12 protein-coding genes are annotated in these 14,082 nt (G+C 60.1%); 6 read left to right on the top strand and 6 right to left on the bottom strand.

Going from position 1 to position 14,082, the window contains the following annotated elements:
* The first annotated feature begins 183 nt into the window (after positions 1–183).
* Positions 184–1,305 carry a M14-type cytosolic carboxypeptidase gene (locus JWQ61_RS17610; protein WP_304361655.1) on the top strand — a complete coding sequence of 374 codons (1,122 nt, stop codon included), beginning with the start codon at positions 184–186 and terminating at the stop codon, positions 1,303–1,305.
* Between the two features lie 76 nt (positions 1,306–1,381).
* On the opposite strand, the gene JWQ61_RS17605 is transcribed toward JWQ61_RS17610, so the two are convergent.
* Positions 1,382–2,254: a pirin family protein gene (locus JWQ61_RS17605; RefSeq protein WP_304361654.1), complete on the bottom strand. Its 873-nt coding sequence runs from the start codon at positions 2,252–2,254 to the stop codon at positions 1,382–1,384.
* A 135-nt stretch (positions 2,255–2,389) separates the two neighbouring features.
* Between JWQ61_RS17605 and JWQ61_RS17600 the strand changes: the two genes are divergently transcribed.
* Positions 2,390–3,295: a LysR family transcriptional regulator gene (locus JWQ61_RS17600; RefSeq protein ID WP_304361653.1), complete on the top strand. Its 906-nt coding sequence runs from the start codon at positions 2,390–2,392 to the stop codon at positions 3,293–3,295.
* A 43-nt stretch (positions 3,296–3,338) separates the two neighbouring features.
* Here the strand turns inward: JWQ61_RS17600 and JWQ61_RS17595 are convergent, their stop codons facing one another.
* From JWQ61_RS17595 to JWQ61_RS17575, 5 genes are all read right to left on the bottom strand, one after another.
* Positions 3,339–4,592 carry a DUF2863 family protein gene (locus JWQ61_RS17595; protein WP_304361652.1) on the bottom strand — a complete coding sequence of 418 codons (1,254 nt, stop codon included), beginning with the start codon at positions 4,590–4,592 and terminating at the stop codon, positions 3,339–3,341.
* A gap of 345 nt (positions 4,593–4,937) precedes the next feature.
* On the bottom strand, positions 4,938–7,649 hold the full coding sequence (acnA, locus tag JWQ61_RS17590) for an aconitate hydratase AcnA (RefSeq protein ID WP_304361651.1): 2,712 nt from the start codon (positions 7,647–7,649) through the stop codon (positions 4,938–4,940).
* A gap of 37 nt (positions 7,650–7,686) precedes the next feature.
* Complete coding sequence (locus tag JWQ61_RS17585; protein ID WP_304361650.1) at positions 7,687–8,172, bottom strand: hypothetical protein; 486 nt, start codon at positions 8,170–8,172, stop codon at positions 7,687–7,689.
* A 61-nt stretch (positions 8,173–8,233) separates the two neighbouring features.
* Complete coding sequence (locus JWQ61_RS17580) at positions 8,234–9,205, bottom strand: CoA ester lyase (RefSeq protein ID WP_304361649.1); 972 nt, start codon at positions 9,203–9,205, stop codon at positions 8,234–8,236.
* 114 nt (positions 9,206–9,319) lie between these two features.
* Positions 9,320–10,309: a malate dehydrogenase gene (locus JWQ61_RS17575; RefSeq protein ID WP_304361648.1), complete on the bottom strand. Its 990-nt coding sequence runs from the start codon at positions 10,307–10,309 to the stop codon at positions 9,320–9,322.
* 401 nt (positions 10,310–10,710) lie between these two features.
* On the opposite strand from JWQ61_RS17575, the gene JWQ61_RS17570 reads away from it, so the two are divergent.
* The 4 genes from JWQ61_RS17570 to sdhA form a co-directional block, all read left to right on the top strand.
* Positions 10,711–11,505: a GntR family transcriptional regulator gene (locus JWQ61_RS17570; protein WP_183081763.1), complete on the top strand. Its 795-nt coding sequence runs from the start codon at positions 10,711–10,713 to the stop codon at positions 11,503–11,505.
* A 190-nt stretch (positions 11,506–11,695) separates the two neighbouring features.
* Positions 11,696–12,106, top strand: a complete 411-nt coding sequence (gene sdhC, locus JWQ61_RS17565) for a succinate dehydrogenase, cytochrome b556 subunit (RefSeq protein WP_304361647.1) — start codon at positions 11,696–11,698, stop codon at positions 12,104–12,106.
* The gene (sdhD, locus tag JWQ61_RS17560) at positions 12,106–12,471 is read left to right on the top strand and encodes a succinate dehydrogenase, hydrophobic membrane anchor protein (protein WP_120236191.1); all 366 of its coding nucleotides are present in this window, start codon (positions 12,106–12,108) and stop codon (positions 12,469–12,471) included. Before sdhC ends, sdhD begins: the two co-directional genes overlap by 1 nt.
* Before the next feature lie 2 nt (positions 12,472–12,473).
* Positions 12,474–14,082: succinate dehydrogenase flavoprotein subunit (sdhA, locus tag JWQ61_RS17555; protein ID WP_304361646.1), on the top strand; the 1,609-nt coding region annotated here is incomplete at its 3' end.

The raw sequence follows: 14,082 nt of genomic DNA, 5'->3' as shown, positions 1-14,082 counted from the left end.
GCGCTACGCCCCGACAAGCCTGATATTATATCAGGGCTAGTTGCTTTGTTATTCACCGAAAACAGAGAAATTTTATAAAATTTTCCCACCGATTGCCGGGCGGATCGCGCGGCCCCTTGCCGAACCTAGGGTTTTTGGCAGGCGCTGTGCCCATCCGGGCGGCAATCTTCACCAAAAAATCTTATGTCGATAAAAATCAGCCAGCAGTTTGACGCCGCCGCCATTGAAGTAGTGCGCGCGGACAGTCCTCAGCAAATCGAATTGAAGATCCGCAAGGATTCGCACGCAGATTTCACCCAATGGTTCTATTTCCGCCTGCAGGGCGCGCGCGATGAAGACTGCACCATCCGTTTCCTGAATGCCGGCGCCACCACTTACCCAAAGGGTTGGGAAAATTACCAGGCGGTGGCCAGCTACGACCGTGAAAACTGGTTCCGCGTGCCGACCAGCTTTGACGGCCAGGTCATGACCATCAGCCATACGCCGGATTACGACAGTGTTTATTACGCTTACTTTGAGCCATACTCCTGGGAGCGTCATCTGGCGCTGCTGGGGCAGGCCGAGCAATCGCCGCTGGCGCGTGTGCTGGATATCGGCAGCACGGTCGACGGCCGTGACATGAATGTGCTGGTGATCGGCAATCCCGACGCTGCCAAGAAGGTGTGGGTCATCGCGCGCCAGCATCCGGGCGAAACCATGGCGGAATGGTTTGTCGAGGGCATGGTCGACGCCTTGCTGGACAGCGCCAATCCGCTGGCGACCAAGGTGTTGCAGCATGCAGTGTTCTATATCGTGCCGAACATGAATCCGGACGGCTCGGTGCGTGGCAACCTGCGCACCAATGCCGCCGGCGCCAACCTGAACCGTGAGTGGATGACGCCGACGCTGGAGCGCAGCCCTGAAGTGTTCGCGGTCAAGAACAAGATCCACGAAACCGGCTGCGACCTGTTCCTGGACGTGCACGGCGACGAGGCGTTGCCGTACGTGTTTGTGGCGGGATCGGAGATGCTGGAGGATTTCAGTCCGCAGCAGGGTGTGGAACAGCAGAAATTCATCGACGATTTCCTGCGCGCCAGCCCGGATTTCCAGACGAAATACGGCTACGCCGCGAGCAAGTACAGCAGCGACGTGCTGACTCTCGCATCCAAGTATATCGGCCACACTTTCAAGTGCGTGTCGCTGACACTGGAGCTGCCGTTCAAGGATAACGCCATCCTGCCGGATGCGCAGGTCGGCTGGGATGGCGCACGCAGTGCGCGCCTGGGCGAGGTAGTGCTGCAGCCGATCTTGCGGGCGTTCGAATAACCCGCAATCTCGAGTTACATTATAAAAAAGCCGGGCATGTCTGACATGCCCGGCTTTTTTCATGCTGCAACGACGATTATGCCGGTTCGGCGATCCGTGCAAAGCGGCCGCTGTTGAAGTCGGCGATCGCCTGCGCGATTTCTTCCTGGCTGTTCATGACGAACGGGCCATGGCCGACGATCGCTTCATCGATCGGCTCGCCGCTCAGCACCAGCACCACGGCGTCGTTGTTGGCTTCGATATCGACGCTGTTGCCATCGTTGTCGAGCAACACCATTTGTGCTTCACGCGCCACGGTTTCGCCGTTGACCAGCACGGTTCCATGCAGCACCACCAGCGCCGAATGCCAGCCGGCCGGCAGGGTCAGCTTGGTGCTGGCGCCCTGGTTGAGGCGCATGTCCCACACGTTCATCGGCGTGAAGGTATGGGCCGGACCGGCATGGCCGTCGAACTCGCCGGCGATCACGCGCACGCTGCCGGCGCCGTCAGGCAGGGCCACGGCCGGGATGTCGCGGTCGACGATGGCTTGGTAGCCAGGCGCCGTCATCTTGTCCTTAGCCGGCAGGTTCACCCACAGCTGCACCATTTCCAGCGTGCCGCCGGAACGGGTGAATGCTTCGGAGTGAAACTCCTGGTGCAGGATGCCGCTGCCTGCCGTCATCCATTGCACGTCGCCGGGACCGATTATGCCGCCATGGCCGGTCGAGTCGCGGTGCTCCACTTCACCCTTGTAGACGATGGTGACGGTTTCGAAGCCGCGATGCGGATGCGAACCGACGCCGCGCGGGCGGGTAGTGGGGCTGAACTCAGCCGGACCGGCGTAGTCGAGCAGCAGGAACGGGCTCAGTTGCTTGCCGTGGCTGGTGTAAGAAAACATCGAGCGAGCAGGAAAACCGTCGCCGACCCAATGTTGGCGAGGTGCGCTGTAGACGCCGAGGACTTTTTTCATGACTGACTCCTTGTATGGGTTGCATTGTTGGTACAGGTAATAGATTAATCCAAGGACAATGCGAGCGGTAGTCTGTAAAATTGGCCATCAGTGTCCTATATGGTGAACGATGAGGTGTTTTATGCAAGGCTTGTTATGCAGGACTTGAACGATCTCTACTACTACGTCCAGGTGGTCGACCATGGCGGCTTTGCGCCGGCGGGACGGGCCCTGGGCATGCCCAAATCCAAGCTGAGCCGGCGCCTGCAACTGCTGGAAGAGCGCCTAGGCGTGCGGCTGGTCCAGCGCACCACGCGGCAGTTTTCGGTGACGGAAGTCGGGCAGTCCTACTATGAGCATTGCAAGGCGATGCTGGTGGAGGCGGACGCGGCGCAGGACGCCATCGAGCTGACCCGCGGCGAGCCGCGCGGCACCGTGCGGCTGACCTGCCCGGTGGCTTTGCTGCATGCGCATGTGGACGTGATGCTGGCCGATTTCATGGCGGCCAATCCGCGCGTGACGGTATTGCTGGAGGCGACCAACCGCCGGGTCGACGTCGTGGCGGAGGCGGTGGATATCGCGATCCGGGTGCGGCCGCCACCGATCCCGGACAGCGACCTGGTGCTGCGCGTGCTGGCGGACCGCAGCCAGTGCCTGGTCGCCAGCCCGCTACTGCTGAAAGGGCGGCCGTTGCCGGCGTCGCCGGCGGATCTGAGCGACTGGCCGAGCCTGGGCCTGGGAACTGCGCAGCAAAACCATGTCTGGAACCTGTTCGGACCGGACGGCGCCAAGGCGGCGATCCATCACACGCCGCGGTTTATCACCGGCGACATGGTGGCCTTGCTGCGGGCGGCGGTGGCCGGCGTCGGCATCGTGCAGCTGCCGACCATGATGATCCGCGTGCAGGTGGCGCAGGGCACGCTGGTGCATGTCTTGAATGACTGGCGGCCGCGCCATGAAATCATCCACGTGGTATTTCCGTCGCGGCGCGGCTTGCTGCCTTTGGTGCGGACTTTGATCGATTACCTGGTGCAGCGTTTCCAGGCTTTGGAAGAAGACTGAGCCGGCGATCTCCGCCGGCCCGGTAGCGCATCGTGCCGCTGCTTCAATGGAAATGCGCCGACCCGGCAGGCGTATCGTCAGGCATTTCCGGATGCACCAGGTCGCCTTCCCGGTCCGGGTAGAGCGGGGTGCCGCAATCGTCGCAAAATTCCATGGCAAACAGTTCGGCGTGGCGCTGGATATCGTCGATGCCGCATTCGCGCAGCAGGCTCAGGATCTGTTCCAGCGGGGTTTCCGGCTCGGCCGTGGCGGCCTCGCTGTCGCCGGCGTGGCTGACGATTTCTTCGTTGGCTTCTTCCGGGCCGTACAGCGGCCACACCACGCCGTAGATTACCTCGTTGGTCTGGCCCAGCGAAAAGCCGATGCGGTATTCGTCGACCCGGCCGCTTTCCGGCTGTTCGCTGAAACGGCCGATGCTGGCGTGCAGGTCTTTCGAGGCAATGTCCAGCGTGTGCGACAGGTAGTAGCTGGCGGCGCGCAGGGAGGCGGGGCGGATCTGCAGGTCAGCCTCGCGGCAGGCAGCGAAATACGCTTCCGGCAGCAACAGCTGGATGCCGCAGCCCGGCAGCAGGCGCGTCATGTTGGGCGTGACCTGGTTGCGCCATTGCTCCAGTGCCTGTTCCTTGTCGGCGGCGATGTGGCCGGGCTGGCCATGCGTCAGCTGCCAGCGGAACAGCGGCATGCCGCTTGGCGCCACCAGAGCCGCCAGCAGGTAGCGGGTATCGGCCAGGAACGGCGCGGTCTGCGGCGGATCGGCCGGGCTGCGCACCGGCGCCGCGGTCAGCGCGGCGTGCGACAGCTGTTGCAGCAGGGCGTAGGTTTCGCTGTGGCTGCGCGGCAGCTGGTCGATCGCATACAGCGTCGGCACCATGGCGGTCATGACTTCCGGCGCCAGGATGTGGGCGTGCAGATGGGCGCCGAGGGTCAGCATGACGTCGCTCGGAATCGGTCCTGAGCCGATCGAAAAACGGGTCCACGCCAGCAGCGGGATGCCGACCAGCAGGCAGTCGTACTGCTGACCCTGGTAGTCGATGGTGCTCGATTCGCTGCAGGCTTCGACCACATCCATCAAGGCATCGTAGGCGTCTGGCTCGACCGGGAACAGCTGCTCCAGCGCGCCGTCGATAGGCTCCTGGTGGCGCGCCTTGAAATGCTTGTTGAGCAAGGCTTCGATCTCGCGTTCCCATGCGCGCTCCTCAAGACGGCTGGAGGCTTGTATCAATGCCTGCGCCAGCTCGGCCAGGCGATGGCTGTCGGCGGAAGATTTGCGGGAAGGTTTTTTTGACGGACGGCGCATAGTGGATAGAGTAAGGGCTGACAACACATAGTCAATGTCTTACTGCGCGACCGTAGCGGATGCTTGCATCCGAGGAGCGGCAACCGAGATGCTCACATATCCTTGGTGAATATGCTCCGCTGTTCTGCGCTGCCTTCTGGCCTACGACCGCTTGCTGTGAGTTTTTATGGGACTCAGAGGCAGGAAGACTGCAAGCTTCTATTGTAGTGGATTTAACGGTATGTGGAATAACTACCGTAGATAACTGTCCGGTCCGGAAATGAAAAAACGCCGGTTTGGCCGGCGTTCATGGGTAGATCCAGTTGCCGGACTCGCCGCCTGTAAAGGCGGCAGTCCGGACAATTGTTATGCTGCCAGCAACTGGCGCAGCACGAACGGCAGGATGCCGCCGTGTTTGTAGTAGTCGACTTCGATCGGCGTATCGATGCGCAGCAGGACCTTGACTTCCTTGGTTTCACCGTTGGCGCGATGGATCACCAGGGTAGCGTCTTGTTGTGGCTTGATTTCGCCGTCGATGCCTTTCAGGTCGAAAGTCTCGTTGCCGGTGATGCCCAGGGTCTGGACGCTGTCGGTGCCGAGGAACTGCAGAGGCAGCACGCCCATGCCGACCAGGTTGGAACGGTGGATACGCTCGAACGAACGCGCAAACACAGCCTTCACGCCCAGCAGCTGGGTGCCCTTGGCCGCCCAGTCGCGCGACGAACCTGTACCGTACTCTTCACCGGCAAACACCATGGTCGGCACGCCGTCCTTGACGTATTGCATGGCGGCGTCATAGATCGAGGTCTCTTCGCCGCTTGGCTGGAACAGCGTGATGCCGCCTTCGATCCGTGAACCGTCCGGTGTCGCAGGAATCATCAGATTCTTGATGCGGACGTTGGCGAAGGTGCCGCGCATCATGATTTCGTGATTGCCGCGGCGCGAGCCGTAGGAGTTGAAGTCAGCCTTCAGCACGCCGTTGGCGATCAGCCACTTGCCGGCCGGGCTGGATTCCTTGATGGAGCCGGCAGGCGAGATATGGTCGGTGGTGATCGAATCGCCGAACACGCCCAGCGCGCGGGCGCCGGTGATGCCGGTGGCAGCTGCCTTCGGCACCATGGTGAAGTCCTGGAAGAACGGTGGTTCAGCGATGTAGGTCGATTTCGGCCAGTTGTAGACTTCGCCGCCGGCGACGCCCTTGATGGCTTCCCACAGCTTGCCTGGGGCGCCCTTGACGTCGGCGTAGTTAGCCTTGAAGACCTTGGCGTTCATCGCAAACTTCATCAGCTTGGCGACTTCTTGCGAAGTCGGCCAGATATCGCCCAGGTAAACATCTTTGCCGCCCTTGCCCTTACCGACCGGTTCGGTCATCAGGTCGCGCGTCATGTTGCCGGCGATCGCGTAAGCGACGACCAGCGGCGGCGAGGCCAGGAAGTTGGAGCGGATGTTCGGATGGATACGTGCTTCGAAGTTGCGGTTGCCCGACAACACAGCCGATGCCACCACGTCGTTCTTGACGATGGCTTCGTTCATGGCTGGCGTCAGGTCGCCGGCGTTGCCGATACAAGTGGTGCAGCCGTAGGCTGTGACGCCGAAGCCGAGTTTTTCCAGGTACGGCAGCAGGCCAGCCGCTTCCAGGTACTCGGTGACCACGCGCGAGCCAGGGGCCAGCGAAGTCTTGATGTGTGCAGGCACCTTGAGGCCGGCTTCGACCGCTTTCTTGGCCAGCAAGCCAGCCGCCAGCATGACGCTAGGGTTGGAAGTGTTGGTGCAGGAAGTGATGGCAGCGATCAGGACGTCGCCGTTCTGCAGCTTGACGCCGTCAGCGTTGGTGTAAGTCGCGTCCAGGTCTTCGATCTTCTTGTTGAAGCCGTTTTCTGCGATCGGCTTGCTGAACAGTTCGGCAAAGTTGGCCTTGACGTTGCCGATTTCGATGCGGTCTTGCGGACGCTTCGGACCCGCCAGCGATGGTGCGACAGTAGCCAGGTCGAGTTCGACGACAGTGGTGTAGTCGATGTCGCCAGCCTTTGGAATGCCGTACAGGTTCTGTGCCTTGAAGTAGCCGGCGAAAGCGTCGATTTCCGCTTTGCTGCGGCCGGTGCCTTCAAAGTATTCGATGGTCGCATCGTCAACCGGGAAGAAGCCCATGGTGGCGCCATATTCAGGCGCCATGTTGGCGATGGTGGCGCGGTCGGTCAGGCTCAGCGAGGCAGTGCCTTCGCCGAAGAATTCGACAAACTTGCCGACCACTTTTGCTTTACGCAGCAGTTCGGTGATGGTCAGCACCAGGTCGGTGGCGGTAACGCCTTCGCGCAGCTGGCCTGTGAGGTTGACGCCGACTACGTCCGGTGTCAGGAAGTAGACCGGCTGGCCCAGCATGCCGGCTTCGGCCTCGATGCCGCCCACGCCCCAGCCGACTACGCCGATGCCGTTGATCATGGTGGTGTGCGAATCAGTGCCGACCAGGGTGTCCGGGTAATACACCGAATCCTTCTTGTGGACGCCGCGCGCCAGGTATTCCAGGTTGACCTGGTGGACGATGCCGAAGCCCGGTGGCACAACGCCGAAAGTGTCGAATGCCTGCATGCCCCATTTCATGAACTGGTAGCGCTCGTTGTTGCGCTGGAATTCCAGTTTCATGTTGAGGTCGAGCGCCTTCTTTTCACGGAAATGGTCGATCTGGATCGAGTGGTCGACCACCAGGTCGACCGGCACCAGCGGCTCGATGTTCTTGGCGTTCTTGCCGAGCGAGGCGGCGACGTTGCGCATCGCGGCCAGGTCGGCCAGCAGCGGCACGCCGGTGAAGTCTTGCAGCACGACGCGCGCCACCACGAACGGGATTTCGTCGGTGCGGGCCGCGGTCGCGCCCCAGCTGGCCAGTTGCCTGACGTGTTCTTCGGTGACTTTCTTGCCGTCGCAGTTACGCAGTACGGATTCCAGCACGATACGGATCGACACCGGCAGGCGCGAGATGTTGACGCCGAGTTTTTTCTCCAGCGCAGGCAAGGAATAGAACTTGCCTTTCTTGGAATCGGAAATCTTAAATTCCTTGAGTGTGTTCAACGTGTTGCGGGACATGATTTCTCCTGGGTTTTCAGCTTAATTTTCAGTTTGATTACAAGCTATGGGCTGGATCGGCCGGCGCTTCGGCCGGCATGGCTTCCTGCTCAGCCGATTTGCATTCGTTGGCCAACTGCAGGCCCTTTTTCGAATCGAGCAAAATGCCCTTGGCCGGGATGCCGATCCAGAGCAGGCCGTATTTGCGGTTTTCAAAGCGGTTGGCGCCGGTGGTGGTCGCCACGCGGGTCAGGCGGTGCAGGGCTTTGCCCCAGCGCAGTGCGACGTGCTTGTCGTCTTCGGCATTGGTGTAGATGGTCAGCTTGTTGCCGAGTTCGCACTTGTAATCGATGGAAACCGAAGTCTTGACGTCCGGTGTGCCTTCATCCTCGCCGTCGTCGACTTCTGCCGGCGCTGCTTTTGCAGCTGGCTTCTTGGCCGATTTCTTGACGGTTTTCTTGGCGCTGGTCTGGGCTTGCACCTGCGGTGCTGCAACTGCCAGGCCGGCGCACAGCAAAACTAAAATAGACAGACTCTTTCTCATTTCCATTGCTCCATAATATATTTCGTGTGCATCCCGCTTTTCTTGTAAAGGCGGGGCGCGGTTATAACAAAGTTGCTGCGCCTTCAGGTAGTGCGACACCGTTGTTTTTTGCACGCTGCAGGACGCTCCAGTAGTAACGGTAACTGGCGCGGTCATGCAGCGTGCCCTCGTGTTGTATCGGTCCCCAGTCCGCCTGCCGGGCTGCAAGCAGGATCTGTGCCGCAGCGGCTATCTCGGACTGCGGCGGGGTGAATGCGTTCAATATCGGCCTGATCTGCTGCGGATGGATGCTCCACATGCGGGTATAGCCGAATTCGTTGACTGCGCGGCCGGCATCGGCAGCGACGCTGGCGCTGTCCTTGATGTCGGTGGTGACGTTATGCGAAGGCACTTTGCCGTGCGCATGGCAGGCCGCGGCGATTTCCAGCTTGGCGCGGGTGACCAGCGGATGGCTGAACTGCGCCGGCGAGCGCATCGCTGCGCTGGGAATGGCGCCGTAGTGCGCCGAAACAAAATCCATGATGCCGAACGACAGCGACTGCACCTGCGGCAGGGCGGCGATGGCGAAGACGTCGGCCAGCGCGCCGTGGGTTTCTATCAGTACATGGACCGGCAGCGCCTGCCGTCCGGCCAGGCTGCTGTGGTGTTCTATCAGGGCGATGGCGGCGCTGACTTCGGCCAGGCTCTCGACCTTGGGCAACATCAGGTAAGCCAGCCGGCGCGCCGCGCCCTTGCAGATGATCTCTACGTCTTGTTCGAAAAAAGCGCTGCCGCTATCGTGCACGCGCGCGCCGATGCGCTCAAAGCGGTTGTCGGCGCCGCCGATGACGGCGGCCACCAGTTGTGCGTGTGCTGCTTCGTTGCCGGCGCTGGCGCCGTCTTCGCAGTCGAGCGTGATGTCGAATACCGGCCCCAGTTCCTGTTGCAGCGCGACCGACTTACGCATGAGCTTTTCAGCGCCGGCGTAATGATCGCAGACCGGTAGCGAGACCGGCTGCTGCTTGCCTAGGAATAAGACCTGGGTAGGATGCATTGCGACTTTTTGTTGGGTGTGGCGGTAAAAAAATTCTGTATTCAAGCGCTGCATGGCAATGGCTGTGTTGCCATGCAGGTGCTGCGAGTGTTTTTGCCTGTTACTGCCTGGTCATCAACCGACCAGGTGTTTCACGCCGTCACGCTCTTCTTGCAGTTCTTTCAGCGTGAGGTTGATGCGCTCTTGCGAGAAGGCGTCGATTTCCAGGCCCTGGACGATTTTGTATTCGCCGTTTTCAGTGGTGACCGGGAAACCGAACATGGTGCCTTCAGGAATGCCGTAGGAACCGTCCGATGGCACACCCATGGTGGTCCACTTGCCGTTGGTGCCGAGCACCCAGTCGCGCACGTGGTCGATGGCAGCGTTGGCGGCCGAAGCAGCCGACGACAGGCCGCGCGCTTCGATGATCGCAGCGCCACGCTTGCCGACGGTCGGCAGGAACACGTCCTTGTTCCAGACCTGGTCGTTGATCAGGTCCTTGACCGATGCGCCGTCGGCTGTCGCGTAGCGATAGTCGGCGTACATGGTAGGCGAGTGGTTGCCCCAGACGAACAGTTTTTCGATGCTGGCGACCGGCTTGCCGATCTTGGCCGCGACTTGCGACAGGGCGCGGTTGTGGTCCAGGCGCAGCATCGCGGTGAAGTTCTTGGCTGGCAGGTTAGGCGCCGATTTCATGGCGATGTAAGCATTGGTGTTGGCTGGATTGCCGACCACCAGCACCTTGACATTGCGCGAAGCGACAGCGTCCAGCGCCTTGCCTTGCACCGTGAAGATCTGGGCGTTGGCTTCCAGCAGGTCCTTGCGTTCCATGCCTGGGCCGCGCGGACGGGCGCCGACCAGCAAGGCGACGTCGACATCCTTGAATGCGGTCAGCGGATCGCTGTGGGCAGTGATGCCGGCCAGCAGCGGGAAGGCGCAATCGTCGACTTCCATGATCACGCCCTTGAGCGCTTTTTGTGCTTTTTCGTCAGGGATTTCCAGCAGTTGCAGAATGACCGGTTGATCTTTGCCGAGCAAGTCGCCGTTGGCGATGCGGAACAGGAGGGAGTAACCGATTTGACCAGCGGCGCCGGTAACGGCAACGCGCAGAGGGGACTTAGCCATGTTGAATCTCCAGAGAGAGTTAAAAATATTTGCGGGACAGAGTTTAAGAGCCACCGCAGCGTGGCGAATTACTCTGTCCCCAACCGTTCAAACAGAACGGTTAAATAACAAAAATCCTTGTAAATGGAAGCTGTGACTTAGCTACGCAACCTCCAATGATACCGGCGAAAGCCGCGTGCGTCAGTTTGTTTCGCTTTGAGCGGGGAGCCGGAATTCACGGCTTGCATCTCTTGCATGAAACGCGATCTGAGCGCGGCGCTAGCCGTCAATTATTGCTTATGCCCGCGAGTTTAGGCTTGGCAACATGGTATGTCAATCAATATCTTATGTCTTATATAAGACATATCATTGCGCATTTTTTGCTGGACGACAATGGGTGTTTTATGGTGAAATCTGAGCTTATGAGTTCCATCCCGTCCAATGTGAGCAGTGACCCCGCCAGCCAGAGCGCTGCTGTTCCTGCATCTCCCTCGGCATCGTCCCCGACCTTCAGTCCCCTCTACCAGCAAATCAAGGCGCTGATCATGCAGCGCCTGCAATCCGGCGAATGGAAGCCGGGCGAGCTGATCCCTAGCGAAGTCGAGCTCGGCAACCGTTTCAAGGTCAGCCAGGGCACCGTGCGCAAGGCGATCGACGAGCTGGCCGCGGAAAACCTGCTGGTGCGGCGCCAGGGCAAGGGCACGTTTGTCGCCACCCATCACGAAGCGCGTTCGCAGTTCCGGTTCCTGCGCCTGATGCCGGACAGCGACCAGCCGCAAGTTACCGATAAAAAAGTCATCGAACTGAAACGTCTGCGCGCGCCGGCGGAAATCGCGCGCCTGCTGGGCATGAAATCGGGCGACTCGGTAGTGTATGTCAAGCGCGTCATGGCGTTCGACGGCGTGCCGACCATACTCGAAGAGCTGTGGCTGCCGGGCGCGCTGTTCAAGGCCCTGACGCTGGAGCGCCTGGTGGAATACAAGGGCCCGATGTACGGCCTGTTTGAAACCGAATTCGGCACGCGCATGATTCGTGCCACCGAACAGATCCGCGCCGCCAGCGCCGACGCCGATGCGGCGCAGTTGCTGGCGGTGGAAAAATCGTCGCCTTTATTGTGTGTGGAGCGCGTGTCTTTCACTTATGGCGACAAGCCGGTGGAAGTGCGGCGCGGCTTGTATGTAACCAATCGTCATCACTACCAGAACGAACTGAGTTGAGCTGAGTAGGGTTGGCGCGCTTGCTCCCTGTCGATACCGACGGCTGGTGGCAAAATGGCAAAGCATCAGGATGAGCGCCGATGATTATTCGCAATATTGAATAATAACTATTGGTGTGCTGCACAAAAATCGGCGAAAATTGCGGGATTGCGCTTTTGTCGCAAATTTTTAAACTGAGGAGAACCCTGTCATGTCTGAAGCCGCGAAACCCAATCGGCCACAGTTTCGTAATATAAACATTACTCAAATTGTCGGTTACCGCTTGCCGCTGGCAGGCATTATTTCGATTTTGCATCGCATTAGTGGCTTGTTGATGTTTTTGCTCTTGCCTTTTATCTTGTTCTTGCTGGATAAAAGCCTGGTATCTGAAAGTTCTTTCGAATACTTCAAAGGCTTTACCTCGAACTGTTTCGTAAAGCTTGTCATCCTGGCCCTGTCCTGGGCTTACCTGCACCACTTCTGCGCCGGCATCCGCCACCTCGTCATGGATAACCACATCGGCCTGACCAAGGATAGCGCGCGCAAATCGGCTGCCGGGGTCCTGATCATCAGCGTGCCGCTGGCGCTGATCGTTGCATTGAAACTGTTCGGAGCATTCTGATGGCTGACAACAATATTGGCGGCAAACGCCTGGTAGTAGGGGCGCATTACGGCTTGCGCGACTGGCTGGCGCAGCGCGTTACAGCAGTGGTCATGGCGGTCTACACCGTCATCCTCCTGGTTTCCTTCCTTACAGCCAGCAACTTCAGCTATGACGGCTGGGCTGGCCTGTTTTCGCATCAGTGGTTCAAGCTCGCGACGTTCGTGACGCTGATGGCGCTGTTTTTCCACGCCTGGATAGGCGTGCGTGATATCTGGATGGATTATGTCAAGCCGGTTGCCGTGCGCCTGGTCTTGCAAGTTGCCACAATCCTGTGGTTGGTCGGTTGTGCCGGATGGGCGGCGCAGATTTTGTGGAGAGTGTAATCGTGTCAGCAATCAAATCCACAATTCCTACACGCCGCTTTGATGCGGTAATCGTTGGGGCCGGTGGTTCCGGTATGCGTGCTTCGCTGCAGTTGGCGGAAGCTGGTTTGAATGTCGCAGTATTGTCGAAAGTATTTCCTACCCGTTCGCACACCGTGGCGGCGCAGGGCGGCATCGGCGCTTCGCTGGGCAACATGTCCGAGGACAGCTGGTACTGGCACATGTTTGACACCGTCAAGGGCTCCGATTACCTGGGCGACCAGGATGCAATCGAGTTCATGTGCCGTGAGGCGCCAAAGGCCGTGTATGAGTTGGAGCACTTCGGCATGCCGTTCGACCGCAACGCCGACGGCACCATTTACCAGCGTCCGTTCGGCGGCCACTCGGCCAACTTCGGCGAAAAGCCGGTAGCGCGCGCTTGCGCCGCTGCCGACCGTACCGGTCATGCGCTGCTGCACACGCTGTACCAGCGCAACGTGCGCGCCAAGACCCACTTCTTCGTCGAGTGGATGGCGATCGACCTGGTGCGCGATGCCGAAGGCGATGTCATCGGCGTGGTTGCGCTGGAAATGGAAACCGGCGAAGTCATGATCCTGGAAGCCAAGACCACGGTGATGGCTACCGGCGGCGCAGGGCGTATCTGGGCAGCTTCGACCAATGCCTTCATCAATACCGGCGACGGCATGGGCATGGCGGCGCGCGCGGGTTTGCCGCTGGAAGACATGGAATTCTGGCAGTTCCACCCGACCGGCGTTGCCGGCGCGGGCGTGCTGATCACCGAAGGCGTGCGCGGCGAGGGCGGTATCCTGATCAACGCCAACGGCGAACGTTTCATGGAGCGCTATGCGCCGACCTTGAAGGATCTGGCCCCGCGCGACTTCGTGTCGCGTTCGATGGACCAGGAAATCAAGGAAGGCCGTGGCTGCGGTCCGCACAAGGATCACGTGATGCTGGACCTGCGCCACATCGGCGCCGAAACCATCATGAAGCGCCTGCCTTCGATTCTGGAAATCGGCCACAAGTTCGCTAACGTTGACGCTCTGAAAGAGCCGATCCCGGTCGTGCCTACCATCCACTATCAAATGGGCGGTATCCCGACCAATGTGTATGGTCAGGTAGTGGTGCCGAAGAACGGCATCCCGAACGCAGTGGTCAACGGCCTGTACGCGATCGGCGAATGTGCCTGCGTCTCGGTGCACGGCGCCAACCGCCTCGGCACCAACTCGCTGCTGGACCTGGTGGTGTTCGGCCGCGCAGCCGGCAACCACATCGTCGACAGCAAGCTCAAGGAACGCAGCAACAAGCCCTTGCCGGCAGATGCCGCCGACGTCGCCCTGGCGCGCCTGGCCAAGCTGGAAACCAGCACCGGTTCCGAGCGCGTGCAAGACGTGGCCGGCGATATCCGCAAGACCATGCAGCACTATTGCGGCGTGTTCCGTACCGACGAGCTGCTGCAGCAAGGCTACAAGGAAATCATGGTGCTGGACGAGCGGCGCAAGCATGTTTCGTTCAAGGACAAGTCCAAGGTCTTCAACACCGCACGTGTCGAAGCGCTGGAACTGGACAACCTGATCGAAACCGCCAAGGCTACCATTACTTCGGCGGCAGCCC

Origin of the sequence: Collimonas fungivorans (genome assembly GCF_028292705.1) — a bacterium.
Taxonomy (GTDB): Bacteria; Pseudomonadota; Gammaproteobacteria; order Burkholderiales; family Burkholderiaceae_D; genus Collimonas; species Collimonas fungivorans_B.
The sequence above is the reverse complement of the archived record's forward strand: the minus strand, read 5'-3'. Positions and strand labels throughout refer to the sequence as shown.

What these genes read in the sequence shown, in the direction of transcription:
- JWQ61_RS17600 (WP_304361653.1), top strand. Translation starts at nt 2,390, where the DNA reads ATGCAGGACTTGAACGATCTCTACTACTACGTCCAGGTGGTCGACCAT.
- JWQ61_RS17610 (WP_304361655.1), top strand. Translation starts at nt 184, where the DNA reads ATGTCGATAAAAATCAGCCAGCAGTTTGACGCCGCCGCCATTGAAGTA.
- JWQ61_RS17575 (WP_304361648.1), bottom strand. Translation starts at nt 10,309, where the DNA reads ATGGCTAAGTCCCCTCTGCGCGTTGCCGTTACCGGCGCCGCTGGTCAA.
- sdhC (WP_304361647.1), top strand. Translation starts at nt 11,696, where the DNA reads ATGTCTGAAGCCGCGAAACCCAATCGGCCACAGTTTCGTAATATAAAC.
- JWQ61_RS17585 (WP_304361650.1), bottom strand. Translation starts at nt 8,172, where the DNA reads ATGAGAAAGAGTCTGTCTATTTTAGTTTTGCTGTGCGCCGGCCTGGCA.
- JWQ61_RS17570 (WP_183081763.1), top strand. Translation starts at nt 10,711, where the DNA reads ATGAGTTCCATCCCGTCCAATGTGAGCAGTGACCCCGCCAGCCAGAGC.
- sdhD (WP_120236191.1), top strand. Translation starts at nt 12,106, where the DNA reads ATGGCTGACAACAATATTGGCGGCAAACGCCTGGTAGTAGGGGCGCAT.
- JWQ61_RS17595 (WP_304361652.1), bottom strand. Translation starts at nt 4,592, where the DNA reads ATGCGCCGTCCGTCAAAAAAACCTTCCCGCAAATCTTCCGCCGACAGC.
- JWQ61_RS17605 (WP_304361654.1), bottom strand. Translation starts at nt 2,254, where the DNA reads ATGAAAAAAGTCCTCGGCGTCTACAGCGCACCTCGCCAACATTGGGTC.
- acnA (WP_304361651.1), bottom strand. Translation starts at nt 7,649, where the DNA reads ATGTCCCGCAACACGTTGAACACACTCAAGGAATTTAAGATTTCCGAT.
- JWQ61_RS17580 (WP_304361649.1), bottom strand. Translation starts at nt 9,205, where the DNA reads ATGCATCCTACCCAGGTCTTATTCCTAGGCAAGCAGCAGCCGGTCTCG.